Annotated in this window: 19 protein-coding genes; 10 read left to right on the top strand and 9 right to left on the bottom strand. The window is 69.4% G+C overall.

Annotated elements, in window-relative coordinates:
• The first annotated feature begins 109 nt into the window (after window positions 1–109).
• From sucC to EDC29_RS12915, 4 genes are all read left to right on the top strand, one after another.
• Window positions 110–1,294, top strand: coding sequence for an ADP-forming succinate--CoA ligase subunit beta (gene sucC, locus EDC29_RS12930; protein WP_132230233.1), 1,185 nt, complete (start codon window positions 110–112; stop codon window positions 1,292–1,294).
• Window positions 1,291–2,157 (top strand): succinate--CoA ligase subunit alpha, encoded by an 867-nt coding sequence (gene sucD, locus EDC29_RS12925; RefSeq protein WP_123140450.1) that lies wholly within the window; start codon window positions 1,291–1,293, stop codon window positions 2,155–2,157. Before sucC ends, sucD begins: the two co-directional genes overlap by 4 nt.
• Before the next feature lie 19 nt (window positions 2,158–2,176).
• Window positions 2,177–3,805 (top strand): NAD+ synthase, encoded by a 1,629-nt coding sequence (locus tag EDC29_RS12920; protein ID WP_242465980.1) that lies wholly within the window; start codon window positions 2,177–2,179, stop codon window positions 3,803–3,805.
• A gap of 113 nt (window positions 3,806–3,918) precedes the next feature.
• On the top strand, window positions 3,919–4,257 hold the full coding sequence (locus EDC29_RS12915; protein ID WP_062276421.1) for a P-II family nitrogen regulator: 339 nt from the start codon (window positions 3,919–3,921) through the stop codon (window positions 4,255–4,257).
• Between the two features lie 99 nt (window positions 4,258–4,356).
• Here the strand turns inward: EDC29_RS12915 and EDC29_RS12910 are convergent, their stop codons facing one another.
• Window positions 4,357–5,184 (bottom strand): outer membrane protein assembly factor BamD, encoded by an 828-nt coding sequence (locus EDC29_RS12910; RefSeq protein WP_123140452.1) that lies wholly within the window; start codon window positions 5,182–5,184, stop codon window positions 4,357–4,359.
• A gap of 96 nt (window positions 5,185–5,280) precedes the next feature.
• On the opposite strand from EDC29_RS12910, the gene rluD reads away from it, so the two are divergent.
• The 6 genes from rluD to gshA all read left to right on the top strand — a co-directional run bounded on the left by rluD (window position 5,281) and on the right by gshA (window position 12,044).
• Entirely contained in the window at window positions 5,281–6,264 is a 984-nt protein-coding gene (gene rluD, locus EDC29_RS12905; protein ID WP_132230229.1) for a 23S rRNA pseudouridine(1911/1915/1917) synthase RluD, read from the top strand.
• Window positions 6,245–7,009 (top strand): peptidoglycan editing factor PgeF, encoded by a 765-nt coding sequence (gene pgeF / locus EDC29_RS12900; protein ID WP_123141939.1) that lies wholly within the window; start codon window positions 6,245–6,247, stop codon window positions 7,007–7,009. The genes rluD and pgeF overlap by 20 nt, the downstream gene beginning before the upstream one ends.
• The gene (locus tag EDC29_RS12895) at window positions 7,002–7,523 is read left to right on the top strand and encodes a glycine cleavage system transcriptional repressor (protein ID WP_123140454.1); all 522 of its coding nucleotides are present in this window, start codon (window positions 7,002–7,004) and stop codon (window positions 7,521–7,523) included. Before pgeF ends, EDC29_RS12895 begins: the two co-directional genes overlap by 8 nt.
• Before the next feature lie 3 nt (window positions 7,524–7,526).
• A complete protein-coding gene (def, locus tag EDC29_RS12890) occupies window positions 7,527–8,054 on the top strand; it encodes a peptide deformylase (protein ID WP_123140455.1) in 528 nt (175 codons plus the stop codon).
• A gap of 217 nt (window positions 8,055–8,271) precedes the next feature.
• A complete protein-coding gene (locus EDC29_RS12885) occupies window positions 8,272–10,374 on the top strand; it encodes a carboxy terminal-processing peptidase (RefSeq protein ID WP_123141940.1) in 2,103 nt (700 codons plus the stop codon).
• Window positions 10,375–10,445: 71 nt separating this feature from the next.
• On the top strand, window positions 10,446–12,044 hold the full coding sequence (gene gshA / locus EDC29_RS12880; protein WP_132230227.1) for a glutamate--cysteine ligase: 1,599 nt from the start codon (window positions 10,446–10,448) through the stop codon (window positions 12,042–12,044).
• A 45-nt stretch (window positions 12,045–12,089) separates the two neighbouring features.
• On the opposite strand, the gene EDC29_RS12875 is transcribed toward gshA, so the two are convergent.
• The 8 genes from EDC29_RS12875 to nth all read right to left on the bottom strand — a co-directional run bounded on the left by EDC29_RS12875 (window position 12,090) and on the right by nth (window position 19,373).
• Window positions 12,090–12,713, bottom strand: a complete 624-nt coding sequence (locus tag EDC29_RS12875) for a hypothetical protein (protein WP_123141942.1) — start codon at window positions 12,711–12,713, stop codon at window positions 12,090–12,092.
• Window positions 12,714–13,129: 416 nt separating this feature from the next.
• On the bottom strand, window positions 13,130–14,527 hold the full coding sequence (sthA, locus tag EDC29_RS12870) for a Si-specific NAD(P)(+) transhydrogenase (RefSeq protein ID WP_062276403.1): 1,398 nt from the start codon (window positions 14,525–14,527) through the stop codon (window positions 13,130–13,132).
• Between the two features lie 128 nt (window positions 14,528–14,655).
• A complete protein-coding gene (locus tag EDC29_RS12865) occupies window positions 14,656–15,120 on the bottom strand; it encodes a host attachment protein (protein ID WP_123140459.1) in 465 nt (154 codons plus the stop codon).
• Between the two features lie 152 nt (window positions 15,121–15,272).
• Complete coding sequence (locus tag EDC29_RS12860; protein WP_132230225.1) at window positions 15,273–16,046, bottom strand: HvfC family RiPP maturation protein; 774 nt, start codon at window positions 16,044–16,046, stop codon at window positions 15,273–15,275.
• Window positions 16,039–16,887 (bottom strand): HvfB family MNIO-type RiPP peptide maturase, encoded by an 849-nt coding sequence (locus tag EDC29_RS12855; protein WP_132230223.1) that lies wholly within the window; start codon window positions 16,885–16,887, stop codon window positions 16,039–16,041. The genes EDC29_RS12860 and EDC29_RS12855 overlap by 8 nt, the downstream gene beginning before the upstream one ends.
• 3 nt (window positions 16,888–16,890) lie before the next feature.
• Window positions 16,891–17,175 (bottom strand): HvfA family oxazolone/thioamide-modified RiPP metallophore, encoded by a 285-nt coding sequence (locus EDC29_RS12850; protein ID WP_123140462.1) that lies wholly within the window; start codon window positions 17,173–17,175, stop codon window positions 16,891–16,893.
• Window positions 17,176–17,343: 168 nt separating this feature from the next.
• The gene (locus EDC29_RS12845; protein WP_123140463.1) at window positions 17,344–17,826 is read right to left on the bottom strand and encodes a DUF1841 family protein; all 483 of its coding nucleotides are present in this window, start codon (window positions 17,824–17,826) and stop codon (window positions 17,344–17,346) included.
• An 875-nt stretch (window positions 17,827–18,701) separates the two neighbouring features.
• Window positions 18,702–19,373, bottom strand: coding sequence for an endonuclease III (nth, locus tag EDC29_RS12835; RefSeq protein ID WP_123140464.1), 672 nt, complete (start codon window positions 19,371–19,373; stop codon window positions 18,702–18,704).
• Window positions 19,374–19,493: the final 120 nt, after the last annotated feature.

The raw sequence follows: 19,493 nt of genomic DNA, 5'->3' as shown, positions 1-19,493 counted from the left end.
ATGGCGCGCCGCGTTCGGCGGCGTCCGCCACCATCGGTTGCGCCCCCTTGTCATCGCGGCGCCCCGGGGCGGGCGGCGTCTTCTGTCATCAGCGTGACGACGAGTTTCGATGAATCTACACGAATACCAAGCGAAGCGGCTCTTGCGGGAGCGCGCAATCCCGGTGCCCGACGGCGGCGAGGCGCGGACCGTGCAGGAGGCGCGCGCCGTCTGCGAGCGTCTCGGCGGCGCGCGCTGGGCGGTCAAGGCGCAGATCCACGCCGGTGCCCGAGGCAAGGCCGGGGGGGTGGTGCTGTGCGACGACCCCGAGGCGGTCGCGCGCGAGGCGCAGCGGCTGCTCGGCAGCCGTCTGGTCACCGCGCAGACCGGTCCGCGCGGACTGCCGGTCGAGACCCTGCTGATCGAGCGTCCGACGGCGATCGCCCGCGAACTCTATCTCGGGGTGCTGGTCGATCGCGCCAGCGAGCGGGTGGTGTTCATGGCCAGCGCCGCCGGCGGGGTCGATATCGAGGCGGTGGCCGCGGCCACCCCCGAGCGCATCCTCCGGCTCGCCGTCCACCCGGCCACCGGGTTGCGGCCCTATCATGCGCGCCGACTCGGCTACGGGCTGGGGCTCGAGCGTGACCAGATCGCCGCGCTCGGTCGGCTGCTCGCCGCGCTCTACACCCTGGCCATCGATCATGACGCCACCCTGATCGAGATGAACCCGCTGGTGGTCACCGAGGACGGTGAGCTGGTCGCGCTCGATGCCAAGATCGAACTCGACGAGAACGCGCTCTATCGTCACTCCGCGCTCACCGCGCTGCGCGACCCCGGGCAGGAGGACGATCGCGAGGCCGCCGCGCGCGCTCACGCGCTCAACTACATCAGCCTCGAGGGCAACATCGGCTGCATGGTCAACGGTGCCGGGCTGGCGATGGCGACCATGGACCTGGTCAAGCTCCACGGCGGCGCCCCGGCCAACTTCCTCGATGTCGGTGGCGGCGCCACCGCCGAGCGGGTGGCCGAGGCGTTCAAGCTGATCCTGTCCGACCCCAAGGTCGAGGCGGTGCTGGTCAACATCTTCGGCGGTATCGTGCGCTGTGACCTGATCGCCGAGGGCATCATGCAGGCGGTGCGCGAGGTCCAGGTCGCCGTCCCGGTGGTGGTGCGCCTGGAGGGGACCAACGCCGCGCAGGGGCGGGCGCTGCTCGCCGCCAGTGGGCTGGCGCTGGAGCCGGCGAGCAGTCTCAACGATGCGGCGGCCCGGGTGGTCGCCTTGGCGGGCGGTGCCCGCGAGGAGCAGGGGCGATGAGCGTACTGATCGATGCCGACACCCGGGTGATCTGCCAGGGGTTCACCGGTCGTCAGGGCACCTTCCACAGCGAACAGGCGATCGCCTACGGCACCAACCTGGTCGGTGGCGTGACCCCGGGCAAGGGCGGGCAGCGTCATCTCGACCGCCCGGTGTTCGACACCGTCCACGAGGCGGTGGCCGCCACCGGTGCCGATGCGAGCATGATCTATGTGCCCGCGCCCTTTGCCGCCGACGCCATCCTCGAGGCCGCCGACGCCGGCATCCGGGTGATCGTGTGCATCACCGAGGGCATCCCGGTACACGACATGCTGCGGGTCAAGACCGTGCTCGCCGGCACCGGGGCCTGTCTGATCGGCCCCAACTGTCCCGGGGTGATCACTCCGGAGGCATGCAAGATCGGTATCATGCCCGGCGACATCCACAGCCGTGGCCGGGTCGGCATCGTCTCGCGCTCGGGCACCCTCACCTACGAGGCGGTGTGGCAGACCACCCAGGTCGGGCTCGGTCAGAGCACCTGCATCGGCATCGGCGGCGACCCCATCCACGGCCTCGACTTCGTCGACTGTCTGGCGCTGTTCGAGGACGATCCGGAGACCGAGGGCGTGATCCTGGTCGGCGAGATCGGCGGCGGTGCCGAGGAGGCCGCCGCGCGCTTCATCGAGCAGCGCATGAGCAAGCCGGTGGTGGCCTACATCGCCGGGGTCACCGCCCCCCCGGGCAAGCGCATGGGCCATGCCGGGGCGATCGTCACCGGCGGGCAGGGCACCGCCGAGGGCAAGTTCGCCGCGCTCGAGACCGCCGGGGTGGCGGTGGTGCGCTCACCGGCGCTGATGGGCGCGCGTATCGCCGAGCTGATCTGAACCCGTGATGAATGAATCGATGAACGCATCGCAGCCGACGAGCCGGGTCCGGATCGTCCAGTTCAACCCACTGGTCGGCGACATCGCCGGCAATGCCGAACAGGTGATCGCGGCGCTCGCCGCCGCTCGCGCCGAGGGCATCGACCTGGTGGTCTTCCCCGAGCTGGCGCTCACCGGCTACCCGCCCGAGGATCTGCTGCTGCGCCCGGAGTGCGCCGAGCGGGTGGAGGCGGCGCTGGCGCGCATCCGTGCCGCGAGCGCCGGCATCACCCTGGTGCTCGGTTACCCGCGCACCGCCGTCGGCGGTCTGTTCAACGTCGCCGGGGTGATCCGCGACGGCGAGACGGTCGCCGAGTACGCCAAACAGGCGCTGCCCAACTACGGCGTGTTCGACGAGAAGCGCTATTTCCAGCCCGGCACCCTGGCCGGGGTGTTCGAGCACCGCGGGCTGTGCGTCGGGTTGAGCGTCTGCGAGGACATCTGGCAGGAGGAGCCGACCCGTCAGGCGGTCGAGGCCGGCGCCCAGCTGCTGGTCAATATCAATGCCTCGCCCTTCCATGCCGGCAAGCGCGCCGAGCGCGAGGCGCTGGTGGCGCGCCGCGCGCGCGAGCACGGGGTGACGATCCTCTATGCCAACCTGGTCGGCGGCCAGGACGAGCTGGTGTTCGATGGCGCCTCCTTCGCCGTCGACGCCACGGGCAGGCAGGTGGCGCGCGCGCCCTGTTTCGACGAGGCGGCGCTCGACCTGGTGCTCGATGCCGCCGGCGCGCCCGCTGCGGCCCGTGCCGATGTGCCCCGGCCGCAACCGCTCGATGACGAGGCGGCGATCTACCGCGCGCTGGTGCTGGGGGTGCGCGACTATGTGCGCAAGAACGGCTTCACGGGGGCGGTGCTCGGACTCTCGGGCGGAATCGACTCGGCACTGACCCTGGCGATCGCGGTCGATGCGCTCGGCGCCGATCGGGTCGAGGCGGTGCTGATGCCCTCGCGCTATACCGCCGACATCAGCAACGAGGATGCCTTCGAGGAGGCGCGCCGGCTCGGGGTCCAGGCCTATCAGCTCCCCATCGGTCCGGCCTTCGACACCTTTCTCGGGATGCTCGAGCCGGTCTTCGCCGGCGCCCCCGCCGATGTCACCGAGGAGAACCTCCAGGCGCGCTGTCGCGGCGTGCTGCTGATGGCGATCAGCAACAAGCGCGGCTCGATCCTGCTCACCACCGGCAACAAGAGCGAGATGGCGGTCGGCTACGCCACCCTCTACGGCGACATGGCCGGCGGTTTCGCGCCGATCAAGGACGTGCCCAAGCAGCTCGTCTATCGTCTCGCCCGCTATCGCAATCGCGAGGTCGAGGTGATCCCGGAACGGGTGATCACCCGTCCCCCCTCGGCCGAGCTGCGCCCGGATCAGACCGATCAGGACAGCCTGCCGCCCTACGACCGGCTCGACGAGATTCTGCGCCGCTATATCGAGTGCGACGAGGGCGTCGCGGCGATCGTCGCCGCCGGTTATGCGCGCGAGGAGGTCGAGCGCGTCGCGCGCCTGGTCGATCGCAGCGAGTACAAGCGCCGTCAGGCCCCGCCCGGGGTGCGCATCTCCGCGCGCGCCTTCGGTCGCGATCGGCGCTACCCCATCACCAGCGGTTTCTGAACCCCGATGCGAACGCCTGCGAGCCCCGCGCCGCGCCCGGGGCTCGCTGTCTTTTGCCCGGACGCAAACGTATACTCACGGCCAGGCCGTGATCCAAACTCTGGAGAGATTGCATGAAAAAGGTCGAAGCGATCATCAAGCCCTTCAAGCTCGACGACGTCCGCGAGGCGCTGTCGGCGGCCGGCATCACCGGCATGACCGCCATCGAGGTCAAGGGCTTCGGGCGTCAGAAGGGACATACCGAACTCTATCGTGGCGCCGAGTACGTGGTCGATTTCCTGCCCAAGGTGAAGATCGAGCTGATCGTCGGCGACGATCAGGTCGAGGACTGCATCAACGCCATCATGACCGCCGCGCGCACCGGCAAGATCGGTGATGGCAAGATCTTCGTCTCCGACGTGCAGCGGGTGGTGCGTATCCGCACCGGCGAGGAGGACGAGGCGGCGATCTAGCCGGTTTGCCGAGGGGCGCCCGCCGCGCCCCTGCACACCGTCGGGGGTTACGGCCGATCGCTGACGCTGTGTGAGGGGAGGGCGTCCCGAGGGGCGGGCTCAGTTCTCGTCGAGGCTGAGATAGTCCCAGACCTTGCGCGCGAGACTGATGTCCTCGGGCTTGGGCGTGTCGTCGATGAAGCGTCCGGCCTCGCGGTTGACCTCGAGCACCCGACGCGCGTCGGCGGCGAGCGCCTCCTTGCCGAGCGCCTCGTAGGCGTCGATCATCACCTCCAGGGCACCCTCCACCGCGCTGGTGCGCTGGAAGCGCTGGATGACGTATTCGGCGCGGTTGGCCGCCGCCAGATAGGCACCCCGCTTCATGTAGTAGCGCGCGACGTTGACCTCGTGCTTGGCGAGGTTGTTGCGCAGATAGAGCATGCGCTGACGGGCATCGGCGGCGTAGCGGCTCTGCGGGAAGCGCTCGACGAGGATGGCGAAGTCCTCGAAGGCGTCGAGCGCCGAGCCGGGGTCGCGCTGCGACGGATCGGTGGGGATATAGCGGTCGAGGAAGCCGACGCTGCGGTTGTAGTTGACGATGCCCTTGAGGTAGTAGGCATAGTCGACGAAGGGGTTCTGCGGGTAGAGCTTGATGAAGCGATCGGCCGCAGCCAGCGCCGCTTCCGGTTCGTCGGCGCGATAATTGGCGTAGGCCGCATCGAGCTGGGCCTGCATGGCGTAGCGCCCGAACGGGTAGCGCGCCTCGAGTTTTTCGTAGTATTCGATCGCCCGTGTGTAGTTGCCCGCGTCGAGTTCGGCGGCGGCCTCGGCGTAGAGCTTGGACGCACCCCAGTTCGCGGTCTGGTCGATCTCCTCGCCGAACACGCCGCAGCCGGTGAGCAGCGCGACGAGCAGCAGCGCGGGAAGTCGTGTTAACGTTCTTGGCATGTCCGTGGAATACCTGTTCGAAAATCATCCCAGTATACGCGAAGGCGTCCACGCCAGCGCCCCCCTTTGCCGTCCCCGGCGCCGGGCGGTGTGCGCGTGAACGTCGGAGTCGCACACCAACGCATCGAGCGTGATCTGGTGCTCGGGCCCGGCCACGCCGGACGCCGCCTCGACCAGGTGCTCGCCGAACTGCTGCCGGAGTTCTCGCGCAGCCGCCTGCAGCAATGGATCGAGTCCGGCGAGCTTGTGGTCGACGACCAGCGTCGGCGTCCGCGCGACAAGGTCTGGGGCGGCGAGCGCATCCGGCTCGCCGCCACCCTGGCGCTCGACGAGCGCTGTGTGGCGCAGCCGATCGCGCTCGACATCGTCCACGAGGACGACGCCCTGCTGGTGGTCAACAAGCCCGCCGGGCTGGTCGTCCACCCCGCCGCCGGCAACCCCGACGGCACCCTGCAGAACGCGCTGCTGCACCACGATCCGGGGCTGGCGGCGCTGCCGCGCGCCGGGATCGTCCACCGTCTCGACAAGGACACCTCGGGGCTGTTGGTGGTGGCCAAGACGCTCGCCGCCCATCGCTCGCTGGTCGAGCAGCTGCGGCTGCGCGAGGTCCATCGCGAGTATCGCGCCCTGGTGATCGGCGAGTGTGTCGCCGGCGCTCGGGTCGAGGCCCCGGTGGGGCGCCACCCCACCCAGCGCACGCGCATGGCGGTGGTCGCCGGCGGGCGTCCGGCGGTGAGCCACTACCGGGTGCTCGAACGCTTCCCCGGCCACACCCTGCTCGCCGTCGAGCTCGAGACCGGGCGCACCCACCAGATCCGCGTGCACATGTCGCACCTGCGTTATCCCCTGGTCGGCGACCGTCTCTATGGCGGTCGCCCGCGCCCGCCGCGCGGCTGCAGCGTGGCGCTGCGCGAGGCACTGCAACACTTCCCGCGCCAGGCGCTGCACGCCATCCGGCTCGGGTTGCGCCACCCCGAGGACGGGCGCGAGCTGCACTGGGAGGTGGCGATGGCCGCTGATCTGGAGGCGCTGCTCGCGCAGCTGCGCGAGGAGAGCGAGGATGACGCCGATCCGACCTGACTGGCCCGCCCCGGCGCGGGTGCGGGCGTTCTCGACCACCCGCGCCGGTGGCCTCAGCGAAGCCCCCTACGCCGGGCTCAATCTCGCCACCCATGTCGGTGACGATCCGGCGCGGGTGGCGCGCAACCGCGCCCTGTTGCGCGACCAGGCCGGGTTGCCCGAGGAGCCGCTGTGGCTCGAACAGGTCCACGGCTGTGTCGTCGCCGACGACACAGCCGCGCCCGGCTGCCGGGCCGATGCGGCGGTGAGCCTGCGCCCGGGACGGGTCTGCGCGGTGCTCACCGCCGACTGTCTGCCGTTGCTGCTGTGCGATCGTGAGGGCACCCGGGTGGCGGCGGTGCATGCCGGTTGGCGCGGTCTGGCCGACGGGGTGATCGAGCGTGCGGTCGCGGCGCTGGCGATTGCGCCCTCGCGGCTGCTCGCCTGGCTGGGACCGGCGATCGGCCCGGATGCCTTCGAGGTCGGCCCCGAGGTACGCGAGCGCTTCGTCGACCTCGATCCGGCCGCCGCCGACGCCTTCCGCCGGGGACGCGACGACCGCTGGTTGGCCGACCTGTTCGTGCTTGCCCGTCAACGATTGGTGGGCGCCGGAGTCACGGCGGTTTACGGCGGCGATCTGTGCACCCATATCGATCCCCAACGATTCTTTTCTTACCGGCGCGACGGTGTCACCGGTCGGCAGGCGAGCCTGATCTGGCTCGATCCGACCGCCGCCGCGTCCACTGGAGACCCTGAACATGTCTGATTGGATGATGCTGACCCTGGTCGGTGCCGACCGCCCCGGGATCGTCTCGCGCGTCACCCGCGCGCTCTGCGGTGTCGGCTGCAACCTCGGCGAGGCCTCGATGCTGCGTCTCGGCGGCAACTTCACCATCATGATGATGGTCGCCACCGAGCAGCCCGAGTCGGCGCTGCGCGCGGCGCTTGCGCCGGTGGCCGATGAACTCGGGCTGCGCCTGCACATCGATACCGTCAACGGCGAGCTGCACCAGCACCTGCTGCCCAACGTCCAGGTGCGGGTGAGCGGGGCCGATCGTACCGGCATCGTCGCCGACGTCACCGAGGCGTTGGCCGCCGAGGGCTTCCACATCCTCGAGCTGGAGTCGGACGTCGCCGGCGACAGCGCCAGCCCGCTCTACATCATGAACATCCAGGGTCACAGCGAGCGGCCCGTGGAGAGGCTGGTCGAGGCGCTCGCCGGACTGGATGCGCGCGGCGTCTCGGTCGACGTCGCCGCCATCGACCTGATGATCGGCTGAACGATGGCGATACTCGACATACTGAAACTCCCGGACCCGCGGCTCAAGCAGGTCTCGACCCCGGTCGAGCACTTCGACGCCGCGCTGCGCGACTTCGTCGCCGATCTCGAGGAGACCCGTCAGGACGGCCCCGCCGCCGTCGGCATCGCCGCGCCCCAGGTGGGGCGCTTCGAACGCATCGTGATCGTCGACTGCTCGTCGCGACCCAAGACCCCGAATCACGGCAACCTGGTGCTGGTCAACCCCGAGATCGTCCACTGGGAAGGCTACGAGATGGGCCGCGAGGGCTGTCTGTCGGTACCCGACTACACCGGCAACGTGATCCGCGCCACCCAGATCCGGCTGCGTGCCCAGGACCCCGAGGGCGCGGTCCACGAGTACGAGATGGAGGGCTACGAGGCGCGCGCGGTGCAGCACGAGATCGACCATCTCGACGGCATGCTGTTCGTCGACCGGGTGGTGAGCCGACGCACCGATCTGTACCAGCGCAAGACCTACGCCAAGAAGAAGAAATCCAAGCCGGCGGCCTGAGCGCGTCGGTGGCGATCACGGGGGCGCGCCGGCGGCGACGTTGCGCCGGCGCGTTGAAGCCCTCGATAATCGGCCTTAATTCGACCCCATGGGACGGGGTGTCGGGAGCTGTCCGCGCGGCTCTCGTCGTCGCTGCCGCACCTCCCCGGCGCGGCGCGCCACCCCTCCGCCAACCGTCAGCCCCCGCCAGGCGGGGGTCAGAACACGAGTACCGCTCATGAGACCGCGTCCCCTCCGGTATCCCTTCCTCATCGCCTTGCTGCTGACCGCAGGGCTGGCCGTCGCCTCGCCGCGACCGGTGGCGCTCGCCGACCTCTATCCGGTCCCCGAGCAGACCAAGTCGGCGGTGGTCATCAACAAGGTGCTCGAGCGTTACCACTATCGCAAGCTCTCGCTCGATCCGGCCTTCGCCCAGGCGGTGCTGGCGAACTATCTCGACGCCCTCGATCCGAGCAAGTCCTTCTTCCTCGCCCGCGACGTGAGTCGCTTCGAGGACGGCGGCCGTCGGCTCGATGAGCGACTGCGCCGCGGTGAACTCGACACCGCCTTCGACGTCTTCCGGCTCTATCGCATGCGCGTCGACGACCGCGTCGACTACGCGTTGCGGCTGCTGCAGGGCGAATTCGACTTTACTCGCGACGAACACTACGCCCTCGAGCCGCCCGAGGACGCCTGGGCCGAGGACGGCGCCGAGCTCGACGAGCGCTGGCGCAAGCGGGTGAAGAACGACTTCCTGGTGCTGCGCCTGGCCGATCGCGACGACGCCGATATCCGCGAGCGGCTGCGCAAACGCTACGAGGGGTTGGCACGGCGCATCGAGCAGTTCGACCGCGACGACGTCTTCCAGGCCTTCATGAACGCCTACACCCTGGCGCTGGAGCCGCACACCAGCTACATGTCGCCGAGCACCTCGGAGAACTTCGACATCAGCATGAAGCTCTCGCTCGAGGGCATCGGTGCGGTGCTGCGCGCCGACAACGAGTACACCGTGGTGCAGAGTACGGTCCCCGGCGGCCCGGCGCGCGAGTCGGGTCAGGTGCACAGCGGCGATCAGATCGTCGGCGTCGGCCAGGGGCTCGACGGGGCCTTCGAGGATGTCGTCGGCTGGCGTCTCGAGGACGTGGTGGAGAAGATCCGCGGCCCCAAGGGCTCGGTGGTGCGGTTGCAGCTGCTCTCCAAGGGCGCCGGGGTGAGCGCGCGGGCGCGCGAGGTCGCGCTGGTGCGCAATGAGATCAAGCTCGAGGACCAGGCAGCCAAGAGCTATGTCATCGACGATCTCGCGGCCACCCCGGGGGTGCGCGTCGGGGTGATCGAGATCCCCGCCTTCTATCGCGACTTCCAGGCCGAGGGCGAGGGCCGACGCGACTTCCGCAGCACCACCCGTGATGTGCGCGCGCTGATCGACGAGCTGGTGATGCAGGGCGTCAGCGGCCTGCTGATCGATCTGCGCGCCAACGGCGGCGGCTCGCTGGCCGAGGCCACCGCGCTCACCGGGCTGTTCATCGACACCGGGCCGGTGGTGCAGGTCAAGGACGCCTTCGGTCGCGTCGAGGTCGAGTCCGATCCCGAGTCCGGGGTGCTCTACACCGGCCCCCTGGCGGTGCTGGTCGATCGTGACAGCGCCTCGGCCTCGGAGATCTTCGCCGCGGCCATCCAGGACTACGGTCGCGGCTGGGTGATCGGCGAGCCGACCTTCGGCAAGGGCACGGTGCAGACCCTGATCGATCTCAACCGCTATGTCCCCGGCGAGCAGGCCGATCTCGGTCGACTGCGCCTGACCATGGCCGAGTTCTTCCGCATCAGCGGCGGCAGCACCCAGCTGCGCGGGGTCGAGCCGGATATCCGCTTCCCCACCGCCGATACCGTCATCGACCACGGCGAGCGTGCGCTCGACAACCCGCTGCCGTGGACGCGGATCTCGCCCGCGGACTACCGTCATCTCGACATGGCCGGCGGGGTCGAGACCCTGGTGCGCAAGTCGCAGGGGCGCATCGCCGACGATCTCGGTTTCCGCATGCTCACCGAGCGCGGCAAGCTGTTGCGCGAGATGGAGGAGCGCACCCAGGTCTCGCTCAACGAGGCGCAGCGGCGCGCCGAGGACGAGCGCTTGGAGTCGGCCTTCAAGGGGCATCAGGACCGTTTCCTGCGCGCCCAGGGCATCACCCCGGTCGACGAGGACGCGGACCCGATCGATGAGGAGGCGCTCGAGGCCCAGCGCGAGGCGATCTCGCGCATCCAGGTCGAGGAGGCCGCGCGCATCCTCGCCGACGGCATCCTGCTCGGCCGTCATGCCCAGCCGCGCGCGGCGATGACCAACTGACGCCGCAGCACCTCCTGGCCGGACGCCGACGGCGTCCGGCCGATTCCTCGCAAGACTCAAGGACACCCCCTTTGAACGACCCCCGATCGATCTACGCGCGCCGTGTCGAGCGACTCGCCGGCGCCACCGTCCCGCTGTTCGCCGGCAACCGCGTCGGACTGGAGAAGGAGGGGTTGCGCGTCTCCGCCGGTGGCCAGCTCGCCGCCACCCCGCACCCGGCAGCGCTCGGCGCCGCGCTCACCCATCCCTACATCACCACCGACTTCTCCGAGGCGCTGCTCGAACTGATCACCCCGGCGCTGGCCAACGCGGAGGAGGCGCTCGGCTTCCTCGCCGACCTCCACGCCCATGTCCACCAGCATCTCGACGACGAACTGCTGTGGGCGACCAGCATGCCCTGCGTGCTCGAGGGCGGCCGCCGCATCCCGCTGGCGCGCTACGGCTGCTCCAACGCCGCGCGGATGAAGACCGTCTATCGGCGTGGGCTCGGTAATCGCTACGGGCGCACCATGCAGGTGATCGCCGGGATCCACTACAACTTCTCCTTCGGCGAGGGGTTCTGGGACCGACTCCAGGCGATCGAGGGCGAGCGCGGCGACCCGCGCGCCTTTCGCGATCGCATGCAGATGGGGATGCTGCGCAACCTGCAGCGCATCGGCTGGCTGGTGCCCTATCTGTTCGGCGCCTCGCCGGCGATCTGCGCGAGCTTCGTGCAGGGTCAGGAGACCGACCTCGAGTACTTCGACGACACCACCCTCTACTATCCGCATGCCACCTCGCTGCGGATGGGCGATATCGGCTATCAGAACCAGCAGGAGGAGGGCACCGGCATCAAGGCGAGCTACGACAGCCTCGCCGAGTATGTACGCACCCTCACCTGGGCGATCGAGACCCCCTGTCCCGAGTATCAGCGCATCGGCGTCAAGGTCGGTGATCGCTACGAGCAGCTCAACGCCAACGTGCTGCAGATCGAGAACGAGTACTACAGCACGGTACGCCCCAAGCAGCTCACCGAGTGGATGGAGCGCCCGACCCTGGCGCTCGCCCGTCGCGGTATCCGCTATGTCGAGCTGCGTTCGCCCGACATCGATGTGTTCGAGCCGACCGGGACGAGCCTCGCCCAGCTCCACTTCATGGAGCTGCTGATGCTCCACTGCGTGCTCGCCGAGAGCCCGCTGATCGATGCCGCCGAGCGTCGCGCGATCGACACCAACCTGGTGCTCACCGCGCACCGCGGGCGCGAGCCGGGACTGACCCTGGTGCGCGCCGGGCGCGAGACGCGACTGCGTGACTGGGCCGAGGAGCTGCTCGATCGCTTCGCCGCGCTCGCGCTCCTGCTCGACGGCGGCGAGGACGGACCGCGCGCGGCGAGCCTGCGCGCGCAGCGCGACAAGGTGGCCGATGCCGATGCCACGCCCTCGGCGCGGGTGCTCGCCGAGATGCGCGCCCACGGCGAGGGCTTCTTCGCCTTCGCCCAGCGGATGTCGAACGCGCATCGCGCGTATTTTCAGCAGCGGCGGCCGAGCGCCGCGCATCAGGCGCTGTTCGAGCGTTTGGCGCACGACTCGCACCAGCAGCAGCGGGCGCTCGAAGCGGGAGAGGAGGAGAGTTTCGACGACTTCCTGGCGCGCTATTTCGCCCAGGGTCGGGAGGAGGGAAGGACGAGCTGACCCCCGGCCGCGTCGGGACGCGACCAGGGACGGGAGGAGTGCCGGTCAGTCCGCGGGCTGGGCGTCCTGCGGCGCCTGTGCGCCTGCCGCGGGTGCGGCGGGGTACATCGGCGCACGCTGAGGATAGGCGGGCATCATCGCCTGGATCGCGGCACGGCGCGCCTCCATCGCCTCGCGCACCTTGGTGCGGTAGGTCTCGATCGCCTGACGACGGGCCTCGATGTCGGCGTCGCGCGCGGGCATCTCGGGGCGCTGGCCGTAGGCCGGCGGGCTCGGGTACTGATCGAAGGCCGGCGGCTCGGGCAGGTCGGCCATGCCGGGGATCTCGGGCATGCCCGGCATCTCCGGCATACCGGGCATTTCGGGCATCTCCGGGTATTCGCCGAAGGCGGGCATCGCCGGCGGCTCGGGCATGTCGGCGAAGCCCGGGGGCTGCTGCGGCATGGCGAAGGCGCCCGCCTGTTGCTCCATGAAGCGGCGCTGTGCCTCCATCGCCTGCTCGATCGCCCGGGCCTGGCGCTCGGCGAAGGCCTGCTGCTGCTCGGCCAGCGCCTGCTGCTGTTGCGGGGTCATGGGCGCCGGGTAGTAGGGCGCGCCGTACCAGGCGTTGGCGGCGGTGGCGGTGGCCCCGAGGACGAGGATGGAGGCTGCTGTGACGAGTCTGGACATTGAACACACCTTTGGTTGCGAAGATTGAGTCGAGTCGATCGCGGGGAGGCCGTGCCCTCGGCCAGTGGCCGGCGCGGGGTGTCCCCCGGACACCACAGGCTCGGCAAGCGCAATCGTCGTGGGCACGCTGCTCGGCGCGCATCCTCGGGACTGGCTCGGACATCCCTGTCGTGTCGATCTTCTTGTGCGTGCGTCGCGCCGGATCCGGGTCAGCGGCTTGACGCCTGCGCTCGCGGGGCGCGAGGCGATCCGCGCCCTCGGTCGTCTCTTGCCGTCTGCGCACCGCGCCCGGCGGACGGGGCGGCGAGTTCCGGATCAGGTGTTGATTATATAAGCGTTTGCTAAACTATCAAGCATCCCCGACATCCGTGACACACCCCCTTGTGGCGGCCCGTCGCGGCCTCCTCGGCCCGCGCTCAGAACAGCCGATTGAGTCCGTTGAGCGCGGCGACGCGATAGGCCTCGGCCATGGTCGGGTAGTTGAAGGTGGTCTCGGTGAAGTAGCGGATGTTGTTGGCCGAGCCCTGCTGCGACATGATCGCCTGTCCGATATGGACGATCTCGGCGGCCTGCTCGCCGAAACAGTGGATGCCGAGGATCTCCAGCGTCTCGCGATGGAACAGCAGCTTGAGCATGCCCACGGTGTGCCCGGTGATCTGGGCGCGGGCGATGCTCTTGAAGTCGGCCTGGGCGACCTCGTAGGGGATCTGCGCGGCGGTCAGCTCACGCTCGGTGCGACCCACCGAGCTGATCTCGGGGACGGTGTAGATGCCGGTGGGGAACTCGTCGATCAGCGACCAGCCGCACTCGCCATCGGCGATGTGGGCGCCGACGAAGCGACCCTGGTCGTAGCTGGCGCTGGCCAGTGCCGGCGGTCCGGCGACGTCGCCGACGGCATAGATATGCTCCAGCGCGGTCTGGTAACTGGCGTTGACCTCGAGCTGGCCGCGGCTGTTGGGCGCCAGGCCGATCTCCTCGAGCCCCATGTCCTGGGTGTTGCCGGTGCGCCCGTTGGCCCACAGCAGATAGTCGGTCTTGAACTTCTTGCCCGAGCGGCAGTGCAGCACCACACCGTCGGCCTCCGGCTCGACGCGCTCGTAGACCTCGTCGTGACGGATCACCACGCCCTGCTGGCGCAGGTGATAGCTCAGCGCGTCGGTGATCTCGTCGTCGAGGAAGGAGAGCAGACGGTCGCGGGTGTTGACCAGGTTCACCTTGACGTCGAGCGCGCCCATGATCGAGGCGTACTCACAGCCGATGACACCGGCCCCGTAGATCGTCAGCGAGCGCGGTGTCTGCTGCAGCCCGAGCACCGAGTCGCTGTCGAGCACCCGGGGGTGGGAGAAGTCGAGGTCGGGCGGATGATAGGGGCGCGAGCCGGTGGCGATGACGAAGTGCTTGGCGCGCAGTCGTTCGCTCGGTCCACGGGCGCGGCGGACCTCGATCAGGTCGGGCTCGAGGAACACCGCGCGGCCGAACACCACCTCGACGCGGTTGCGCTGATAGTAGCGGAAACGGGTGCGTACCTGGTCGTCGATGGCGCTGTCGGCGGCGCGCAGCAGGTCGGGGAACTCGACCTCGATCTGGTGTTGGGTGTGCTGGAACAGCGGGTTACGGCGATAGTCGGCGAGCATCTGGATGGAGTGGCGCAGCGCCTTGCTGGGGATGGTGCCCCAGTGGGTGCAGCCACCGCCGACACGGTTGTGCGCCTCGACCACGGCGATGCGCTGACCGGTCTTGGCCAGCTTCATGGCCGCGCCCTCGCCGCCGGGACCGGCCCCGATGACGATGGTGTCGAACTCGCGCGTGGTCATATGCAGGCTCCGGCTGTGTCGTCTTGCAGGGTGCTACAGGGTAGCACAGCCGGGCGTCTGAGGGCGCGGCGCACCTCCCTGTGCGCCCTGCTCGAGTGTCCCTATCGGTTAGCGACGGGAGCCCGTGTTCAGAGGAAATCGGGCAGGTTCTTGCGGATGTTGGTGGGGCTTTGGGTGGTGAGGTTCTTGTCGACCTCGCCGGCGACCAACTGGCGCAGCGATGTCGACAGTTGCTTGCGCAGCACGCCGAGGAAGCTGGGTGCGGCGATCACGTAGAGCTTCTTGAAGGCGCCTTCGAGTCGCGCCGTCTCCAGTGCGTTGCAGATGAGGTTGGCGAAGCGCTCGGCGTGTTCCTGCTTGACTCCACCTTCGCCGTTGATGCCATGTCCTCCGGTGCTGGGGTCGTGTCCGCGACCGCCGCGGTCGGTGTTCAGATCCCCCTGGCGTAATCGGGCCTCGGGAAAGGCCAGGGTCTGAACCTCTTCGATCGGGCTTGCGGCCTTCTCGGCGTGGAAGATTCGAGCACGGCTCGTATCAGCGACCAGAACCCAAGTTGGCATGGTGTCACCTTCCTCCAGGTTGTTGCCCGGCATCGGCCATGGGTGATGACGGGGGCGTGCGCGAATGCGTTGGCTGCCGAATCGCGCCGGGCGCTGCCTGCCAGACACGCCGTCCCGTCCGGACTGAGTGTAACAGCTTGGTCATGGATGGGGCGGCGAGGCGGGAAGGGGCCGCTCACCGGCGCTCAGGCGGGGTGCGCGACGGGCGTGGGGCGGGTGCCGAGGAGCACGCCCTCGGCGCGGAGACGCGCAAGGGTCTCGGCGCCGAATGCGACCACCCGCTCGGGCTCGGGGTGGCGCAGCTCCGCGGCGATGCCCAGCAGCGCCTCGCGCCCGCTGGGTGTCGGGCTGGTCTCGATGCGCTGCAGCAGGCGCTGGGTGACGGCGTTGATCTCGATGAAGCGCACCTGCTGGGTGCGGTCGCGCAGCACCACCAGCTGTACCGGCTCGGCGGATGGCGTCTCGGGCAGGTGATCCGGGGCGATGCGATGGACGGGAAAGCGGTAGCTCAACGGCCAGGCCAGCGGGCTGCGTACCGGGGTGGCGGCGAGCAGGTCGCCGTTGGGGTCGATGCCCTCGAGGTCGGGCTCGGCCTCGCTGTTGTGCAGCGCGATCTCGATCCACTCGTAGTGTGCCAGTTCGAGCAGGAAGGGCGGGTCGTCGGCGTTGGCCGGGCGCTGGCCGAGGAAGTCGACGAACTCGCCGGGGAGACGGTGGAACAGGGGCGTGCGCGCACGATGCCCGACGAGGAAGTCGCGCACCAGCGCGCGCCAGCGCGCCGGGTCGAGGATGCGATGGAGCACCGGGAAGCTGCCGGCGAGCAGTGCGTCGAGGTTGTTGAAGATCAGCTCGCGATAGACGCGCATCCGCTCGGGGGCGACGTCGGCCGGCGCGTCCGCCCGCGCGGGGTCGCGCAGATGGGCGCAGAAGGCCTGTTGCTGGACCGCGAACTCAGCCATGAGCGCGTTGCTCCGGTTGGGCGCGACGCTGGATCGTGGCGATCTGCTCGACCTCTTCGACGAGTTGTGCCAGCGGCGGGATGTCGAAATCGCGTTCGAGCAGGGTGGGGAAGACGCCGAAATGCTCATAGGCCGCCGCCAGCAGCGACCACACCGGGTCGATCACCGCGCTGCCGTGGGTGTCGATGCACAGCTCCGGCGAGACCACCCGGTGTCCGGCGACGTGGCCGTAGCGGATGCGCTCGCCGGGCAGGGCGCGGAGGAAGTCGAGGGCGTCGTAGCCGTGATTGACGGCATTGACGTGGAGGTTGTTGACGTCGAGCAGCAGCTCGCAGTCGGCACGTTCGAGCACCGCACCGATGAAGTCGAGTTCGGTCATCTCCTGGCCGGGCGCGGCATAGTAGGAAACGTTCTCGACGGCGATGCGCCGCCCGAGGAGATCCTGCACCTGACCGATGCGGGCGACGACATGATCGATGGCCGCCTCGGTGAAGGGGATCGGCAGCAGGTCATAGAGCTGACCGTCGTCGCTGCAGTAGCTCAGGTGCTCGGAATAGACCGCGATGTCGTGGACATCGAGGAAGTCGCCGATCGCGCGCACCAGCTCCAGGTCGAGCGGCGCCGGGCCGCCGAGCGAGAGCGACAGGCCGTGACAGACGAAGGGGTGGCGCTCGGTCAGGGCGCGCAGCCGCCGGGCGTTGGCCCCGCCCATGCCGATCCAGTTCTCGGGGGCGATCTCGTAGAAGTCGACCGCCGCCGGGGGCGTGTCGAGCAGGGCGCGCACGAAGGCGCGCCGCAGCCCCAGACCGGCGCCGTGGAGGCTCGCGGGTCCGGTGATCATCGGCTAGCTCGCGCCGCCGCACTTGCCCTCACCGCACTTGCCCTCCATGTCCTTGCCGTCGTCGCTGCTGCCGCACTTGCCCTCGCCATCCTTGTCGCCACCGGCGCCACCGCACTTGCCCTCGCTGTCGGCCGAGGCGAGCTGCATGTAGCCGCTCTCCATCACCGTGGCGGCGAAGGGGTTCTGTTCGGCGCTGGCCGGGGCGATGGCGGCGAGGTTGCCGACCAGGGCGGCGCCGAGCAGGCCGGTGGCGGTGGTCAGGGTGGTCTTGGTCTTGATGTCGGACATGGTCTCGATCCTCGATCGTGGATGAAGCGTCGCGTCTGCGGGTGGTCGGGAACGACCGTTATATCCGACCTTCAAGGTCGGGATTAAGAGAGTGGCTGCGTCGAACGCGAATTCAACGCATGGATTTCGAGGAAATCGAGAGTGGGTGGCGCGTCCCCGCGCGAAGACTCAGCGGGACTTACGGGACTTGCGGGACTTGCGGGATTTCCGCGACTTGCCGGGCTTGGGCGACCTGCCGATGCAGTCGAGATAGACCGTCTCGTCGAAGGTGGCGCCGGGTTCGCGCTGCAGCCGCCACATCGTCTGCGCCAGACACTCCATGATGCGATGCTCGGCGGCGTGGGTGTCGCCGAGCCTGGCGACCAGTGTCTGGTAGCGCGTGCGGATGCCGCGCGGCTGGTCGGTGCTCAACTGATCGAGCACCGCCATGTGCAGCCCCATGTGGAGGAAGGGGTTGGTCTCCCCGTGTTCGGGGAGGAAGTCGCGATCGAGCGCGTCCTCGCCGGCCTCGAGCAGGGCGTGGTACTCGGGGTGGTTGCGCGCGACGGTGACGATCTGCGTCTCGGTGGGGTCGAGCGGCTGCTCCTCGGCGGCCTTGCGCCAGGCGGTCACGAAGGCACTGCGATAGCTCTGTCGATCGTTGGAGAACATGGCGGGATCTGTCCTGGCTCTTATGGTCCAACCCAATAATTTCACATAGGACTGGGGGACAAGGGAAGCGCGGCCGGGCAAGGCGCCGTTCGTAGGCTGGGCAAAGCGCAGCGTGCCCAGCGCTGTACCAGCCGCCAGCCGCCAGCCGCCAGCCGCCAGCCGCCAGCCGCCAGCCGCCAGCCGCCAGCCGCCAGCCGCCAGGATTGAACCGCAAAGGCGCGAAGCGCGCAAAGGGAATGATGTGTGATGACGGCGTGCGGCCACGGACGGTGCGGGGTCGCACCGCCGTCGGGTGGTTGCGCCCACTGGTGGCTGGTTGCTGACGGCTGGCGGCTCCTGGGCACGCTGCGCTTTGCCCAGCCTACGTCCCTTGGCTTTTCAACCGCAAAGCCGCGAAGTACGCAAAGGGGGGTGAGGTGCGATGACGGCGTGCGGCCACGGACGGCGCGGGTCCGCACCGCCGTCGGGTGGTTGCGCCCACTGGTGGCTGGTCGCTGACGGCTGGCGGCTCCTGGTCACGCTGCGCTTTGCCCAGCCTACGTCTTTTCAACCGCAAAGCCGCGAAGTGCGCAAAGGGGATGAGGTGCGATGACGGAGTGCGACCACGGACGGCGCGGGTCCGCACCGCCGTCGGGTGGTTGCGCCCACTGGTGGCTGGTTGCTGACGACTGGCGGCTCCTGGGCACGCTGCGCTTTGCCCAGCCTACGTCTTTTCAACCGCAAAGCCGCGAAGTGCGCAAAGAGACTGATGCGTGATGACGGCGTGCGGTCGTGGACGGTGCGGGTCCGGTGCGGGTCCGCGCTGCCGTCGGATGATCGCGCCCACTGGTGGCTGGAGGCTGATCGCTGGTGGCTGGTCGCTGTCGCCTGACCGCTCAATCCCCCTTCGCGTCCTTCGCGCCTTCGTGGTTCACCCCTCCCGATTTCTCCGGATACTCGCAGAGGTCGGCGATGGGGCAGGTGGGGCAGCGGGGGGCGCGGGCGGTGCAGGTGTAGCGGCCGTGGAGGATCAGCCAGTGGTGGGCGTCGTGCAGGTAGGGCTCTGGCACCTGTTCGAGCAGGCCGCGCTCGACGGCGAGCGGGGTGCGCCCGGGGGCGAGGCCGGTGCGGTTGGCGACGCGGAAGATGTGGGTGTCGACGGCCATGGTCGGCTCGCCGAAGGCGGTGTTGAGGACGACGTTGGCGGTCTTGCGCCCGACCCCGGGCAGGGCCTCGAGGGCGGCGCGGGTGCGCGGCACCTCGCCGGCGTGGTGCTCGATCAGCCGTTGGCAGGTGGCGATGATGTTGCGCGCCTTGGTGTTGAACAGGCCGATGCTGCGGATGTGCTCACGCACGCCCTGTTCGCCGAGGGCGAGCATCGCCGCCGGGGTGTTGGCCGCGGCGAAGAGCCCGGCGGTGGCGCGGTTGACGCTCTTGTCGGTGGCCTGGGCGGAGAGCAGCACCGCGATCAGCAGCTCGAAGGGGCTGGCGTAGATCAGCTCGGTGGTGGGGTGGGGGTTGGCGGCGCGCAGCCGCTCGAAGAGGTCGCGACGGGTGCTGAGCTTCATCGGGCGTGTCGGGTCGGGGCGCAAAAGGCGGTCATTGTAACCGGATGGGTGACGCTGCCCGCGTGTCCGGGCTCTGTTAACCTAGCCGCATGCATTTGGCCGAGATCATCCGCTCGGGGG

This window comes from Marichromatium gracile, from assembly GCF_004343155.1.
GTDB lineage: Bacteria > Pseudomonadota > Gammaproteobacteria > Chromatiales > Chromatiaceae > Marichromatium > Marichromatium gracile.
This window is presented reverse-complemented; position numbering and strand designations above follow the sequence as displayed.